This window comes from Rhodococcus sp. WB1, from assembly GCF_001700945.1.
GTDB classification, from domain to species: domain Bacteria; phylum Actinomycetota; class Actinomycetes; order Mycobacteriales; family Mycobacteriaceae; genus Rhodococcus; species Rhodococcus aetherivorans.
In genome coordinates, this window is record NZ_CP015529.1 from 609,118 (window position 1) to 622,778 (window position 13,661).

Consider the following 13,661-nt stretch of genomic DNA (forward strand, 5'->3'; position numbering starts at 1 on the left):
GCCGATCAGCGCGGCGCGGCGGGCGACAGGCCGGCGAGCACGTACCGCCGCACGTAGCGCAGCACGGCGGCGGCGTCGTCGGGGTCGAGGGTGTTGCCCGGCACGGTGGCGAGGCTGATGAGCGAGCGCGCCACCCACTCGGCGGCCTCGACGGGATCGGCGTCGTCACGGACCTCCCCGCGTTCGATCGCCGCGACGACGAACTCGAGCCAGAACGCCGCGAGATCGGGAACCAGTTCGCGCACCCCCGCGCCGGCGCACGCCTCGAACTCCTCCGGCTCGGTGGCGCGCAGCCGGAGCGGCAGCGCGCCCGGGTCGTCGTAGGTGGCCCGGCCGATCCGGACGCCTGCCGCGAGCTGTTCGTCGAAGGAGCCGTACCCGGCGAGCGCCGCTCGGGCGTCGGCCCAGTACGCCGCGTCGAGCCGGACGATCACGCTGCCGACCAGGCTCGCCTTGTCCGGGAAGTGCCGGTACAGCCAGGCCCGGGACACGCCGGCCGCCTCGGCCATCTCGGCCATCGTGGTCGCCCGGATTCCCTTGGCGCGCAGCGAGTCCTCCGTCGCGGCGAGCAGTCGCTCGCGGACGCTTCCGGGTTTCGTCTCGGTGGGCACGCGCTGTTCCTCTCGGCCGGCGGACCGCGCGGCCCGCGAGCCGACCCTACGCGCAGTAGACACTTTCCGGAATGTGTGTACACCCGCTGTGAACATGTTCTACATTGTGGTCGTCGTCACCGGACGCGCTCGCGCCGGAGATCGGACCGGCTCACCGGATGGCCGGAACCTGCACACGAGGAGCTGCGACATGCCGGCACCGACCACCGCCGTCATCGGCGCGGGAATCAGCGGTCTGACCGCGGGCAAGATGCTCGGGGACTACGGAGTGCCCTACACGTGCTTCGAGTCGTCGGACCGGCTCGGCGGCAACTGGGCGTTCGGCAATCCCAACGGGCACAGCAGCGCCTACCGCTCGCTGCACATCGACACGTCCAAGCATCAGCTCTCGTTCAAGGACTTCCCGATGCCGGAGTCCTTCCCCGACTTCCCACATCACACCCAGATCAAGCAGTACCTCGACGGATACGCCGCGGCGTTCGACCTCGAGTCACGGATCGAGTTCCGCAACGGTGTCGTGCATGCCCGCCGGAACGCGGACGGCCGGTGGGAACTCGACACCGAGGACGGGCGTACCCGGTACTTCGACTTCCTCGTCGTGGCGAACGGTCACCACTGGGATCCACGGATCCCGGACTTTCCGGGCGAGTTCACGGGCATGTCCCTCCACTCGCACCGGTACGTCGATCCGCGCACGCCGATCGACTTCTCGGACAAGCGCATTCTCGTCGTCGGGATCGGCAACAGTGCCGCCGACATCGCGGTGGAACTGTCGTCCAAGGCGCTCGGCAACGAGGTCACCCTGTCCACCCGCTCGAGCGCCTGGATCGTGCCGAAGTACATCGCGGGCCGTCCGGCCGACAAGTACTACCGGACCAGCCCCCACCTTCCGCTCTCCTGGCAGCGCAAGCTCGCCCAGCTCGGGCAGCCCGTCATCGCCGGGCGTCCCGAGCGGTACGGCCTGCCCACGCCCAACCACAAGTTCTTCGAGGCCCACCCCACCCAATCGGTGGAACTGCCGCTGCGCCTCGGTTCCGGCGACGTCGTCGCCAAGCCGAACATCCGCCTACTCGACGGCGCGACCGTGCACTTCGAGGACGGCACCTCGTCGGACTTCGACATCGTCGTCTACGCCACCGGCTACAACATCACCTTCCCGTTCTTCGACGAGGACTTCGTCAGCGCGCCCGGTAACCACATCCCGCTCTACAAGCGGATCTTCAAGCCCGGCATCGACAACCTCGCCTTCGTCGGGTTCGCACAGGCCACGCCTACCCTGTTTCCGTTCGTCGAATGCCAGGCCCGGCTCGTCGCGGCCCACGTGATCGGCCGGTACCGGCTGCCGTCGGTGGACGAGATGGAGCGGGTGATCGAAGCAGATCAGCGCAAGTACACCGGGCACATGCTCGACCGGCCCCGGCACACCCAGCAGGTCGACTACTTCCTCTACGAACACGACCTGCGGGTACACGAACTACCCGCCGGCAGGAAACGGGCGCTTGCGCACCGGTAGTCGCGTCCACCCGACCGACCTCCCCGAGGAGGTATCCGAATGACACACCGACACAAGACCTTCCGATCCGGTGACGCGCTCTGCGACGCCTGGCACTTCCCCGGGCAGGGCGAGGCGTTCGCCGGTGACGGCGGCCGCCCGGTCGTCGTGATGGCGCACGGGCTCGGCGGCACCAAGGATTCCGGCCTCCAGGCGTTCGCGGAGCGGCTCGCCGCGGCAGGTCTCGACGTCCTCGCCTTCGACTACCGGGGATTCGGCGCGTCCGGTGGTGCGCCGCGTCAACGGGTCGACCTGCGCGGCCAGGCGGACGACTACCGGGCCGCCCTGTGCGCCGCCGCCCGCCTCGACGGGGCCGACCCGAATCGCCTGATCCTGTGGGGTGTGTCGCTGGCGGGTGGACATGTGCTCTCGGTGGGGGCACACCGCCGGGACGTCGCGGCCGTCGTCGCCCTCACACCGCTGGTCGACGGCCCCGCCGCGGGTCTGCTGGCGGCGCGGCACCATTCGATGCCGTCGATGCTGCGGTCCACCGCGATCGGAACCCGCAGCCGAGTCGCGGCCCTGAGAGGCCTTCCCCCCGTAACGATTCCGATCGTGGGCCGCCCCGGCGAGACCGCGGCACTGACCCTGGACGGGTATTTCGAGGACTACACGGCACTCGCCGGCCCGACGTGGCGCAACGAGATCGACGCAGGTGTCGCGCTCGAACTCGGTACCTACCGGCCGGGCAAGGACGCCGCCGGACTGCGGTGCCCGCTGCTCGTCCAGATCGCCGACTTCGACCGCAGTGCACCCCCGCACGCCGCCGCGGTCGCCGCCGCCCGGGGACGGGCCGAGGTCCGCCACTACCCGTGCGACCACTTCGACGTCTGGCCGGGGCGCGACTGGTTCGATGCCGCGGTCGCCCATCAGATCTCGTTCCTGTCCCGGCACCTCGGTGCCGGGAGCCCGCCCGCCGGGAGTCCCCGGCACGACGGCACCGCCGGGAGTCCCCGGCACGACGGCACCGCCGGGAGTCCCCGGCACGACGGCACCGCCGGGAGTCCCCGGCACGACGACACCGCCGGGAGTCCCCGGCACGACGACACCGCCGGGAGTCCCCGGCACGACGACACCGCCGGGAGTCCCCGGCACGACGACGCCGCCCCCACGACGACGAGGTAGACCGATGGCAGAGACCGTCCAGCAAGCCCTCCGTGAGCGATGCGACCAGGACACCACCGCAGTCGTGTACGGCGACAGGACATGGACGTGGCGCGAGCACCTCGGCCGCGCATCCGCCCAGGCCGCGGCCCTGCTGGGCGTGGCGGACCCGGACCGCCCGATGCACGTGGGCACCCTGCTCGGCAACACTCCCGACATGCTCGAGGCCATGGCGGCGGCCGGACTCGGCGGCTACGTCCTGTGCGGCATCAACACCACCCGCCGCGGCGACGGCCTGGCCCGCGACATCCGGCGCGCCGACTGCCAGATCGTCGTCACCGACCCGGAACACCGGCCCCTGCTGGCCGTGCTCGACCTGCCGGGGGTGCGGATCCTCGACACGTCGTCGCGGGAGTGGGCCGACCTGCTCGCCGGCGCCGGTGTCCTGCACCCGCACCGCGAGGTCGAGGCCATGGACACCTTCATGATGATCTTCACGTCGGGCACGAGCGGCGATCCCAAACCGGTCCGCGTCGCCCACCTGATGGTGCTGTTCGCGGGTCAGAACCTCATCGGTCGGTTCGGTATCGCCGACACCGACGTCTGCTACTTGTCGATGCCGCTGTTCCATTCCAACGCCGTCCTCGCCGGCTGGAGCGTGGGCATCGGCAGCGGCGCCGCCATGGTCCCGGCCGCCTTCTCGGCGTCCCGGTTCCTCGACGACATCCGACGCTGCGGCGCGACCTACATGAACTACGTCGGCAAGCCCCTCGCCTACGTGCTCGCGACCCCCGAGCGGCCCGACGACCGGGACAACCCGCTGCGCGTGGCATTCGGCAACGAGGCCACCGATCGCGACATCGAGGAGTTCGCACGCCGGTTCGACTGCACGGTATGGGACGGCTTCGGCTCCACCGAGAACGCCGTCATCGTCACCCGCGAGCCCGGCACCCCGCGCGGATCGATCGGCAAGGGCCTCGACGGCGTCGCCGTCTACAACTCCGCCACCGTCACCGAGTGCCCCGCCGCGGAGTTCGACGCCGCCGGTGCCCTGATCAACGCGGACGAGGCGATCGGCGAACTGGTCAACACCCACGGCGCCGGGTTCTTCTCCGGGTACTACAACGACCAGGAGGCCACCGACGAGCGATTCCGCCACGGCATGTTCTGGTCCGGCGACCTCGCGTACAAGGACGCCGACGGGTGGATCTACCTGGCCGGCCGCACCGCGGACTGGATGCGCGTCGACGGCGAGAACCTCGCCACCGCTCCCATCGAACGGATCCTGCAGCGCCTGCCCGCCCTGAACCGCGTCGCCGTCTACGCGGTGCCGGACGATCACGTCGGCGACCAGGTGATGGCCGCGATGGTTCTGCAGGACGACGCCGAACTGACCCCCGAGATGTTCGAGGAGTTCCTCGCCGCCCAGCCGGACCTGTCGCCGAAGGCGTGGCCCCGCTACGTGCGCATCGCTGCCGACCTGCCCGGTACCGCTACGAACAAGATCCTCAAACGCGAACTGGTGCAACAGGGCCCGACTCCCGGCGGCGGCGTGCTGTGGTCCCGCCGCGACCGTCGCGCGACGGGCACGACATCGGGGGAGGAGGGCGGCTACGTCGTGACCGGGTGATCCGGGGGAGAGGCCGCGCGTTCGAGTCTCGCTGAGCGGGACTCCGGCGAGGGCGTCGCAGGTGCGCTCCTAGCATCCGCGTCATGACCGCAACCACCGTCGCCGCCTCCGACGTGCACGCGCTGCTCGAACGCCGGCAGCAGTACTCGCGTGACCACCTCGAGGAGTGGATGCGGCCCGAGGAACGCTCGGTGTTCTCCCCGTACGACCGGCTCGGCGCCACCGCCCAGGGCTTCACCGGCAGGCACGAGGGCAGGAACCCGCGCGGAATCGTCGTCTTCTGACCGCGACGAGAGGTCTCGCCATGGAGAGGGTGGCGTCGTTGCCGGCGGACACGCAACTGGGCCGGGTGGCCGAGCGGGTACGCCGGATCGAGGCGCTGGGGTACGACACCGTGCACGTGTCGGAAACGGTGCGGGACCCGTTCACCGTGTGCGCGCTGGCGCTGGAACACACGTCGCGGCTGACGGTGCGCACCAGCATGGTCGTGGCCTTCGCCCGGAGCCCGATGGTGACCGCGTATTCCGCGTGGGAGCTCGCCCGCTTCTCCGGGGGCCGCTTCCAGCTCGGTCTCGCGACGCAGGTCCGCGGCAACATCGTCGGCCGGTTCTCGATGCCGTGGAGCGATCCCGCCGCCCAGCTGCGCGACTACCTCGACTCCCTGCGGGCGATCTTCGGCTCGTTCGCCACCGGAGAGCCTCTGTCGCACAGCGGCACGCACTACACATTCGACCGGTTGCAGCCGTACTTCCGACCCGGCCCCGTCCATGTCCCGGCGCCGCAACTGTGGACCGGTGGCGTCAACCGGCGGATGTGTGTGCTCGCCGGTGAGTGCTCCGACGGATTCGTCACGCACCCGACGAACTCGCACCCCACGTTCCTGCGCGAACACATCCTGCCCGCACTGCGCGAGGGCGCCGAACGCCGTGGCCGGCGCGACGGCGGCCCCCGCGTCGTGGTGGTTCCCAAGGCGATCACCGGCCGCGACGACCGCGTCGTCGCGGCCGCGCGCGAGGCGGCCCGCTCCGAATTCGCGTTCCTGTACTCGACACCCGCCTACCGCGGAACGCTGGCGGCGCTCGGTCTCACCGAATTCGGTGAGCGGCTGACCAGGCTGGCGCGGGAACAGCGTTGGAACGAGATGACGGAGACGGTGAGCGACGACGTCCTGCGCACCCTCGTCCCGCACGGCACCTACGCCCAGCTGCCGGCCGTCCTCGAATCCTGGTACGGCGGCACGTGCGACGGGTTGTCGATCGACCCGCCCGAGGACCCGGCCGACGACGACGAATTCGCGGCCCTGCTCGACCGCATCCGGGCGATCCCGGTGCGGCCGGTGCGGTGAGGACCGCGGCGCCCGACGGGTCGCCTCGTCAGGCCGGTCCGCCTGCGGCCTCGCCGTTGCGCTCGGCACGACGCCCGACCTTCTCCGCCTCGGACAGATCCTCCAACCGCTCGGCGCGGGCACGCTTGTCGGCTGCCTCGCCCCGTTTGTCGGCGGCGTCCTTCAGCTGCGCCTCGGCCGGGGCGGCGGCGGCCTGCTCGGCGGCCCTGATCTGCTCCTGTTCCTTCCGCCGGGCCGATTCGACCGCCTGCGTGCGCTGTGCCGCCTCGGCGTCGGCCTGCCGTTTCGCCGCCTCGGCGCGTTGCTCGGCCTCCCGTGCGGCGGTGCGCTTGCGCTCCTCCTCACGGGCCCGGGCCTGCGCCACCTCACGCTGCCTCGCCTCGTGGGCCTCCGACTGCTGCGCCCGCGCCTGCTCGCGCTCGGCGCGCAGCGCGGCGTCGGCCTCCTGCTCCTTGCGGGCGGCCTCCTCCTCGAGGGCGCTCGCCCGGGCGAACGCGTCGGTGCGCTCGGTCATCGCGGCGCCGCGCTGCTGCACGTCGCGGGCGCCGAGCACGGTTCCCACGGTCCCGTCGAGCAGGCCGAGGCCCCGCTCGTACATCAGTCGTGGGGGTGCGTCGGGCGGGAACCGCGAGAACACCTGCTGCTCGATCATCTGCAGCGGGAATCGGAAGATCTGGTACTGAAGGCGCAACACGGCCAGGGGCACGGTGGTGATGTTCATGTCGTCTCCGCTTCGTCGGGTATGAGAGGTCAGGGCGTTTCGGCGTCGTCGCCGAGGCTCTCGGCCTTCTGCCGGGCCCGCGCGGCCTCGGCGCGCGCCTCGGCGGCCTCGTCCATCGCCTCCCGGTGTTCCTCGGTGGCATCGATCGCGTCGGCGGTGGCCTCGGCCACCCGGGCGCGCTCGGCGGACTGCGCGCGCGCCGTCTCGACGCGGGCGTCGCGTTCGGCTTCGAGCCGCCCGGCCGCGGCCCGGTGCTGCGCCTGCTGCTCGGCGACCAGATGCTCGCTCTGCTGCCGGCGGCGCACGTCCTGCTCCGCGGCCGCGGCCTCCTGCCGGACCGTCGCTCGTTCCTGCGCGCCCCGCTCGTGGATCGACCCGAGTTCGTCCGCAGCCTCCTCGGTCTCCGCCCGCGCGACGGCTTCGGCGGTGTTCGCCTCCTTGCGTGCGTGGGCCTCGGCCTGCTGGAGCTGGCCCTCGGCGGTGAGCGAGTCGTTGCCGGTCACCGCGCCCGCGACTTCCTTCGCCTTGCCCTTGATGGAATCCAGCAAGCCCTCGCGGGCTTCCGCGGACGTGCCCTCTTCGTCCATGACGTCCTGCTCCTCGGTGGTAGGGACTGTCTGTGCGGGGTTGTCCGCTACCCGGGGGTAACCCGAAATGGCCCGCGTCAATCACGCAGGTGGATTTTCGGAGTGCGGATCGGGCCCGGCCGCCTGCGCTCCGGCGGACAATGAGGCGCGAGGATCCGGCTCAGGGGGAGGCGACGTCGATGACCGGGAACGACGGCTCGGCTCCGGACGGGACGTATCGACGGGTGCTTCCGGAGGCCGGAGCGCACGTCGGCGGCGGCCGCTACCGGCTGGTGGAGCGGCACGGCACCGTGGGCGGCCTGCAGTGCTGGCGGGGGCGCGACACGGCCATGAACCGGACCGTCGCGCTGACCCTCGTGCCTCGCCCCGCCCCGGATGCCGGCTTCTTCCCGGGGCTGTGCGTGCGGACCGCCTCGGCGGCCTTCGAGCGGGCAGGGGCCGCGGCCCGGGTCTTCGACGTCGTCGGCGACACCGACCACTGCGTGGTGGTGGCCGAGTGGACGCGGGGCCGGTCGCTGCGCGACGTCGCCGCCGACCGTCCGGACCCGGCCGCGGCCGCACGGATGACGCTTCGCCTGGCCGAGACGGTGCGCGCCGCGCACCGGCAGTCCACGGTCCTGTGCCTGGACGATCCGGTCCGCGTCCGGGTCGGCGAGTGCGGTACCGCCGTCCTCGCCTTCCCCGCGATCCTGTCCGGTGCGGACGAGACGACCGACGTCGCCGGGCTCGGCGCGGTGCTGCGCTGCCTGCTCGGCGCCGGCGAGGCGCGCCCCGGCGCAGAGCCGATGCGGCAGCTCGCCGACGAGGCTTTGGGCGGACATGTTTGTACCGCAACCGATTTCGTCGACCGTCTGGATCGGATGCTCCCGCGTGGCGACGTGCGGTTCCGGGGCGCGGAACGCACGGCCGAAGCCGTACGCCGCCAAACCCCTTCGCCGGCACCGGAACGGTTCCCGGCGCATCGGCCGCCCGCGACCCCTCCCCGGCGCATCGCGGTCGTGCCTGCCTCGGCTGCAATGGTTCTGGTGGCGTGCCTCGCCGCGGTCGGCTGGGTCGCCGGCACCGCCCTGAGTGGCCCGGGTGGCGATTCCGTGGTGACGGCACCGACGCTGCCCGCAGTCGCCGTCGTGGCGCCGACGATCGGTGCCGGGGCGGCGCCGATCAGCGCCCCCCTCGTTCCGCTGTCCGTGCGCGCCCAGTCGCGGGACGGGACTACCGACAATGCGGTGACGGCGGACCTTGCGGCGGACGCCAACCCGAACACGGCCTGGAGCACCGACCTGTATCCACGGCCGGTCCCGGCCGGCCGGAGCGGCGTGGGCCTGACGATCGCCTTCCCGCGGCCGGTCCGGCTCGGCGAGGTCCGGATCGACAGCCTCAGTGCCGGTTCGCGTGTCGAGATCCGAACCGCGCCCCGCGGTGGCGGCCCGCACCCCGCGGCGCAGACGATCGGCGGCGCTGTCCTCGTCTCCGGCGTGACCCGCATACCGGTGGCGGCGACGGCGGCACCGATGTCGGAGGTGCTCGTCTGGATCACGGAGCTGGCGTCGGTCGGGCCCGGCCGCTTCCGGACGTCGCTGTCCGAGGTGGGATTCAGCGGAGACGCCGGACCGTGATCGTCCGCTGGCACCTCGTCAGTCGTACGCGCGGACGTGGCGGACGACCACCCGCGGACCGTACCGTGCGCGCGCACGGGCCAGTGCCTCCGACCGCACCTGCTCCTCGGTCACTCCCGTGGGCAGGGACAGGATCAAGCTCTCCGTGCGGTGGTCCGGATCGGCGGGATCCTCGACCAGGCACATCCAATCGAACGTTCCACCGGCGCGTCTGCGGGCCAATTCGATCCGGGCCGCCTCGACAGGCCCGCACCCCACGGCGGCATCGTGCGTCGTGCTCTGGTCCACGAGCCGCACGAGATGCTCGGTGGACCACCGGTGCACACCGCTGTTCAGCCGAACAGGATCCATCGCGTCACCGCCTCCCCGCGGCACATCCCCGGACCCTTCGCTTCGGGCGTCGAGTCCGGTGCGGGAGCTCTCCGGTGATTCTTCCACCTGTGCGGCCGGACGAGAAGGCCGGTTGCGGCGTATCCGCCGAGCGGACCGGCCGGGTGCCGGGCGTGGCGCCGGAGCACCCCGTCGGCCACGATGACTTCACACCCCGCACGTCGAATCGAAGGACGGTCCCGCAATGAGCACCCCCGAGCTGGCCCGGCACGCCTCGCGGTTGCGGGCCGATCTGCACGTGTTCGATCGACGTATCAAGGAACTGAGCGAAGAGTTCGGGCGGATCGATCGCCATTCCCACGGAGACTCCGCCGAGGCCGCGCTCCTCGAGATCCTCGACCTCCTCGCCGACGCGCGCCTGGATCTGCGCAGCGTCGACAAACATCTGGAGACGGCGGTCCGGCACGCCGAGAACCTGCACTGATCGCCGCGAGGGCACACCCGCTCCGCCGTCGGTGGCGGTTCATTCCATAATTCCATAGAATGTCGTAGTGAAGTCGGCCGCGTCTCCCGCCGGGAAGGCGCGGCGCGCGGCGACCCTGATCCCACACGTCCCCGGAGGGCGGCTCATGAACAGCCCCACGCGCCCCACCACCCCGTCCGGCGAACGGATCGGACTCGGCCTGCGCCGCAACGCCGCCCAGTTCACGCTGCTGGTGGTGGTCAACGCCCTCGTCGGCGGCATGCTCGGCCAGGAACGCACCGTGCTGCCGCTGCTCGCCGAGGAGGAATTCGGCATCCGCGCCTACACCGCCGGCCTGTCGTTCATCCTCGTCTTCGGCCTGTCGAAGGCGATCACCAACTATTTCGCGGGCACCTTCTCCGACCGGTACGGGCGCAAACCGGTGCTCGTGGCCGGCTGGCTGGTCGCAGTCCCGGTGCCGCTGCTGCTCATCTGGGCTCCGTCGTGGGGCTGGGTGATCTTCGCCAACGTGCTGCTCGGCATCAGCCAGGGACTGACCTGGTCCACCACGGTGGTGATGAAGATCGACCTCGTCGGCCCGGCCCGCCGGGGGCTCGCGATGGGACTGAACGAGGCCGCGGGGTATGCCGCCGTCGCCGCGACCGCGCTCGCCACCGGCTACCTGGCCGAGGCCTACGGTCTGCGGCCGGCGCCGTTCCTGCTCGGCATCGCCTTCGCGGCGCTCGGCCTGGGACTGTCCACCCTCGCAGTGAAGGAGACCCGCGAACACGCGCGCCTCGAAGCCGTCGGCCACGTGGCCCGCGCCGACGGACGCCACGACCACCTGCACGACAAGCTCACCGACCGGCAGGTGTTCGTCCAGACCAGCTTCAAGGAACCGGCACTGTCGTCCGCCAGCCAGGCCGGCCTGGTCAACAACCTCAACGACGGCCTCGCCTGGGGCCTGTTCCCGATCCTGTTCGCCGCGGCCGGCCTCTCGGTCGGCCGGATCGGCGTCCTCGCCGCGCTGTACCCGGCCGTGTGGGGAGTGGGCCAGCTGGTCACCGGCGCGCTGTCGGACCGGTGGGGCCGCAAGTGGATGATCGTCGCCGGCATGTGGCTGCAGGCCCTCGCCCTGGCCGTGATCGCCGTCTCGGATGCGTTCCTGCCGTGGGCGATCGCCGCGGTGGCGCTCGGCGCCGGCACCGCGCTGGTCTACCCGACCCTGCTCGCCTCGATCGGCGACGTCGCCCACCCCGCCTGGCGGGCACGGTCCGTGGGCGTGTACCGGCTCTGGCGCGACGGCGGATTCGCCGCCGGCGCCCTGCTGGCCGGTATCGTCGCCGACGCGTTCGGCGTCCACGCCGCCGTGTGGGTCGTGGCCGCGCTGACCGCCCTGTCCGGGCTGATCGTCGCGGTGCGCATGTACGAGACCCACCCCCGACCTGCCCGCGTCGCACAGGAGGACCCCGCCCATGGCTGACCGAGCCGCCAAGGACGCCCTCTTCGGGGAGTTCGCCGCCGTCGGCAAGGTGCTCGGCAACCCCGCGCGCCTGGAACTGCTCGACCTGCTCGCGCAGGGCCCGCGCAGCGTGGACGAGCTCGCCGCCGCCGCCGGGCTCGGGGTGAGCACCTGCTCGGCGCACCTGCAGACGCTGCGCGCGGCCGGGCTGGTGCAGTCCCGCCGCGACGGCAAGCGGATCTTCTACTCGCTCGCCGGGGACGACGTGGCCGTCCTGTGGGACACCCTGCGCCGCGTCGCCCAGCGGCACCGCCCGCACACCGAGCTCGCCCGTCGCGCGTATCTCGGCCCGGACGACACCACGGCCGTCGGCACCGAGGAACTGCTGCACCGCCTCGAGACCGGCGAGGTGGTACTGCTCGACGTGCGCCCCGAGGCCGAATACGCCGCCGGGCACCTGCCCGGCGCGCTGCACGTGCCACTCGACGAGCTGACCGAGCGGCTCGCGGACCTGCCGGCGGGCCGCGAGATCGTCGCCTACTGCCGCGGTCGGTACTGCGTGCTCGCCCACGACGCCGTCCGGCTGCTGCGCACCCACGGCGTGCCCGCCCGGCGCGCCGCCGACGGTGTGCTCGAGTGGCGACTCGCCGGCCTGCCCGTCGACTCCGACGTCGCCTGACCGCCTCCGCGACGTTCGCGTCCGGTTCAGTTCCGGGTCACGCGCCGGCCACCGAACCGGGCTTTCCGGTACCTACGGTCCGAAGGACTCGACCGGATCGATGGAGGTATCGAAACAGTGACGACGGCACCACTGAATCGCCGCGGGTTCCTCGGACGCACCGCGCTGGCCGGCCTCGGCGTGGCCCTCGCCGGCAGCGTCGAGGCGATCGTCCGCCCCGGACTTGCGTCCGCCGTGCCCGGCACGGCGATCGGCTACGGCCCGCTCGTCCCGGATCCCAACCGCATTCTCGCCCTGCCCGTGGGCTTTTCGTACACCGTGGTGTCGCGCTCCGGGGAGACGACCCTCGACGACGGCACGCCCGTCCCCAGCGATCCCGACGCCAACGGCGTGTTCGCGCACCGCAACGGTTCCACGATCGTGACCAACCACGAGATCGGCAAGGACGAGCCGTTCGGCGTGCCCGTCGTCGACGGCCTGACCTACGACCCCGGCGCCCGAGGCGGCACCACCACCGTCACGGTGGGGCCGAACGGGCAGCGCACGGGCCAGTACGTCAGCCTGGCCGGCACCGTGAACAACTGCGCCGGCGGAATCACCCCGTGGGGCACGTGGCTGACGTGCGAGGAAACCGAGGCACGCGCCGGCTCCAAGGGATTCACGCTCGACCACGGATACGTCTTCGAGGTCGACCCCGCGAGCCAGGAAGCCAACCGCGGCAAGAGCCCGGTGCCGCTGAAGTTCCTCGGCCGGTACGCGCACGAGGCCGTCGCCGTGGACCCGGCATCGAGCGCGATCTACCTCACCGAGGACGCCGACGAGCCCAACGGCCTGTTCTTCCGGTGGACGCCGCCGCAGGGTTTCCGCGGCGGGCCGGGCGCCCTGCGTGAACTCGCCGTGTCGCCGGGCGGCGACACGGCGGGCAGCCTGCAGGCGATGAAGTGCCTCGACGGCGGCACGCACGTGCCCGACCTGTCGCAGGCCACCGAGCCGGGCGTGCGCTACGCGGTGGAGTGGGTCGACGTCCCCGACCGCGACGCCGCCACCACGCCGGTGCGCGCACAGTTCGCCGCCGACGAGGTCACCCGCAGCCGCAAGCTCGAGGGCCAGTGGTGGGGCGACGGCGGCGCCTACTTCGTCGCCAGCTACGCCCGCACCGGCGACGGCAGCGTCGCCGAGCACGACGGCCAGGTGTGGTTCTACGATCCGGCCTCGCAGACGATCACGCTGAAGACGCTGTTCGGGGTCAACCCCGACCCGTCCGTCGACACCGGCAACTACGACGGTCCCGACAACATCACCGTCTCGCCGTACGGCGGCGTGATCCTCGCCGAGGACGGCGACGGCATCAGCCACCTCATCGGCGTCACCGCCGAGGGACAGCCGTTCGCCATCGCCCGCAACGAACTCAACGACAGCGAGTTCTGCGGACCGGCGTTCAGTGCCGACGGCAAGACCCTGTTCGTCAACATCCAGTCGCCCGGGCTGGTCCTTGCCATCACCGGGCCGTGGCGTCGTCCGATCAACTGATCCTCGATCGCACGGCCCGCGCGGCGCCGCG

13 protein-coding genes and 1 pseudogene are annotated in these 13,661 nt (G+C 71.9%); 10 read left to right on the top strand and 4 right to left on the bottom strand.

The features are described from left to right. Positions 1-5 precede the first annotated feature (5 nt). Positions 6-611, bottom strand: coding sequence for a TetR/AcrR family transcriptional regulator (locus A4U64_RS02860; protein WP_065922118.1), 606 nt, complete (start codon positions 609-611; stop codon positions 6-8). Between the two features lie 190 nt (positions 612-801). Here A4U64_RS02860 and A4U64_RS02865 point away from each other — a divergent pair, with 190 nt between their 5' ends. From A4U64_RS02865 to A4U64_RS02885, 5 genes and pseudogenes are all read left to right on the top strand, one after another. Then, on the top strand, positions 802-2,124 hold the full coding sequence (locus A4U64_RS02865; protein WP_065922119.1) for a flavin-containing monooxygenase: 1,323 nt from the start codon (positions 802-804) through the stop codon (positions 2,122-2,124). 39 nt (positions 2,125-2,163) lie between these two features. Beyond that, positions 2,164-3,060: pseudogene (locus A4U64_RS02870) on the top strand (alpha/beta hydrolase); the annotation flags it as partial. A gap of 232 nt (positions 3,061-3,292) precedes the next feature. Beyond that, positions 3,293-4,897 carry a fatty-acid--CoA ligase FadD1 gene (fadD1, locus tag A4U64_RS02875; protein WP_065922120.1) on the top strand — a complete coding sequence of 535 codons (1,605 nt, stop codon included), beginning with the start codon at positions 3,293-3,295 and terminating at the stop codon, positions 4,895-4,897. A gap of 83 nt (positions 4,898-4,980) precedes the next feature. Then, complete coding sequence (locus A4U64_RS02880; protein ID WP_006939743.1) at positions 4,981-5,181, top strand: hypothetical protein; 201 nt, start codon at positions 4,981-4,983, stop codon at positions 5,179-5,181. A 20-nt stretch (positions 5,182-5,201) separates the two neighbouring features. Further along, positions 5,202-6,242 carry a TIGR03617 family F420-dependent LLM class oxidoreductase gene (locus A4U64_RS02885; protein WP_006939746.1) on the top strand — a complete coding sequence of 347 codons (1,041 nt, stop codon included), beginning with the start codon at positions 5,202-5,204 and terminating at the stop codon, positions 6,240-6,242. 28 nt (positions 6,243-6,270) lie between these two features. On the opposite strand, the gene A4U64_RS02890 is transcribed toward A4U64_RS02885, so the two are convergent. Both A4U64_RS02890 and A4U64_RS02895 read right to left on the bottom strand, forming a co-directional pair. Continuing rightward, complete coding sequence (locus tag A4U64_RS02890) at positions 6,271-6,963, bottom strand: hypothetical protein (RefSeq protein ID WP_006939747.1); 693 nt, start codon at positions 6,961-6,963, stop codon at positions 6,271-6,273. A gap of 29 nt (positions 6,964-6,992) precedes the next feature. Next, positions 6,993-7,550 (bottom strand): CsbD family protein, encoded by a 558-nt coding sequence (locus A4U64_RS02895; protein WP_006939749.1) that lies wholly within the window; start codon positions 7,548-7,550, stop codon positions 6,993-6,995. A gap of 179 nt (positions 7,551-7,729) precedes the next feature. Here A4U64_RS02895 and A4U64_RS02900 point away from each other — a divergent pair, with 179 nt between their 5' ends. Then, positions 7,730-9,166 carry a hypothetical protein gene (locus tag A4U64_RS02900; RefSeq protein ID WP_043798476.1) on the top strand — a complete coding sequence of 479 codons (1,437 nt, stop codon included), beginning with the start codon at positions 7,730-7,732 and terminating at the stop codon, positions 9,164-9,166. An 18-nt stretch (positions 9,167-9,184) separates the two neighbouring features. Here the strand turns inward: A4U64_RS02900 and A4U64_RS02905 are convergent, their stop codons facing one another. Beyond that, on the bottom strand, positions 9,185-9,517 hold the full coding sequence (locus tag A4U64_RS02905) for a hypothetical protein (RefSeq protein WP_029545834.1): 333 nt from the start codon (positions 9,515-9,517) through the stop codon (positions 9,185-9,187). Positions 9,518-9,740: 223 nt separating this feature from the next. On the opposite strand from A4U64_RS02905, the gene A4U64_RS02910 reads away from it, so the two are divergent. The 4 genes from A4U64_RS02910 to A4U64_RS02925 all read left to right on the top strand — a co-directional run bounded on the left by A4U64_RS02910 (position 9,741) and on the right by A4U64_RS02925 (position 13,630). Beyond that, positions 9,741-9,980: a hypothetical protein gene (locus tag A4U64_RS02910; RefSeq protein WP_006939756.1), complete on the top strand. Its 240-nt coding sequence runs from the start codon at positions 9,741-9,743 to the stop codon at positions 9,978-9,980. 145 nt (positions 9,981-10,125) lie between these two features. Continuing rightward, on the top strand, positions 10,126-11,442 hold the full coding sequence (locus A4U64_RS02915; protein ID WP_006939757.1) for an MFS transporter: 1,317 nt from the start codon (positions 10,126-10,128) through the stop codon (positions 11,440-11,442). After that, positions 11,435-12,100, top strand: a complete 666-nt coding sequence (locus A4U64_RS02920) for an ArsR/SmtB family transcription factor (protein ID WP_006939758.1) — start codon at positions 11,435-11,437, stop codon at positions 12,098-12,100. The genes A4U64_RS02915 and A4U64_RS02920 overlap by 8 nt, the downstream gene beginning before the upstream one ends. 117 nt (positions 12,101-12,217) lie before the next feature. Next, the gene (locus A4U64_RS02925) at positions 12,218-13,630 is read left to right on the top strand and encodes an alkaline phosphatase PhoX (protein WP_065922121.1); all 1,413 of its coding nucleotides are present in this window, start codon (positions 12,218-12,220) and stop codon (positions 13,628-13,630) included. Positions 13,631-13,661: the final 31 nt, after the last annotated feature.

Excerpts from the sequence above, each read along its gene's own strand:
- A4U64_RS02865 (WP_065922119.1), top strand. The coding sequence starts at position 802 with ATGCCGGCACCGACCACCGCCGTCATCGGCGCGGGAATCAGCGGTCTG.
- fadD1 (WP_065922120.1), top strand. The coding sequence starts at position 3,293 with ATGGCAGAGACCGTCCAGCAAGCCCTCCGTGAGCGATGCGACCAGGAC.
- A4U64_RS02880 (WP_006939743.1), top strand. The coding sequence starts at position 4,981 with ATGACCGCAACCACCGTCGCCGCCTCCGACGTGCACGCGCTGCTCGAA.
- A4U64_RS02885 (WP_006939746.1), top strand. The coding sequence starts at position 5,202 with ATGGAGAGGGTGGCGTCGTTGCCGGCGGACACGCAACTGGGCCGGGTG.
- A4U64_RS02890 (WP_006939747.1), bottom strand. The coding sequence starts at position 6,963 with ATGAACATCACCACCGTGCCCCTGGCCGTGTTGCGCCTTCAGTACCAG.
- A4U64_RS02895 (WP_006939749.1), bottom strand. The coding sequence starts at position 7,550 with ATGGACGAAGAGGGCACGTCCGCGGAAGCCCGCGAGGGCTTGCTGGAT.
- A4U64_RS02900 (WP_043798476.1), top strand. The coding sequence starts at position 7,730 with ATGACCGGGAACGACGGCTCGGCTCCGGACGGGACGTATCGACGGGTG.
- A4U64_RS02905 (WP_029545834.1), bottom strand. The coding sequence starts at position 9,517 with ATGGATCCTGTTCGGCTGAACAGCGGTGTGCACCGGTGGTCCACCGAG.
- A4U64_RS02910 (WP_006939756.1), top strand. The coding sequence starts at position 9,741 with ATGAGCACCCCCGAGCTGGCCCGGCACGCCTCGCGGTTGCGGGCCGAT.
- A4U64_RS02915 (WP_006939757.1), top strand. The coding sequence starts at position 10,126 with ATGAACAGCCCCACGCGCCCCACCACCCCGTCCGGCGAACGGATCGGA.
- A4U64_RS02920 (WP_006939758.1), top strand. The coding sequence starts at position 11,435 with ATGGCTGACCGAGCCGCCAAGGACGCCCTCTTCGGGGAGTTCGCCGCC.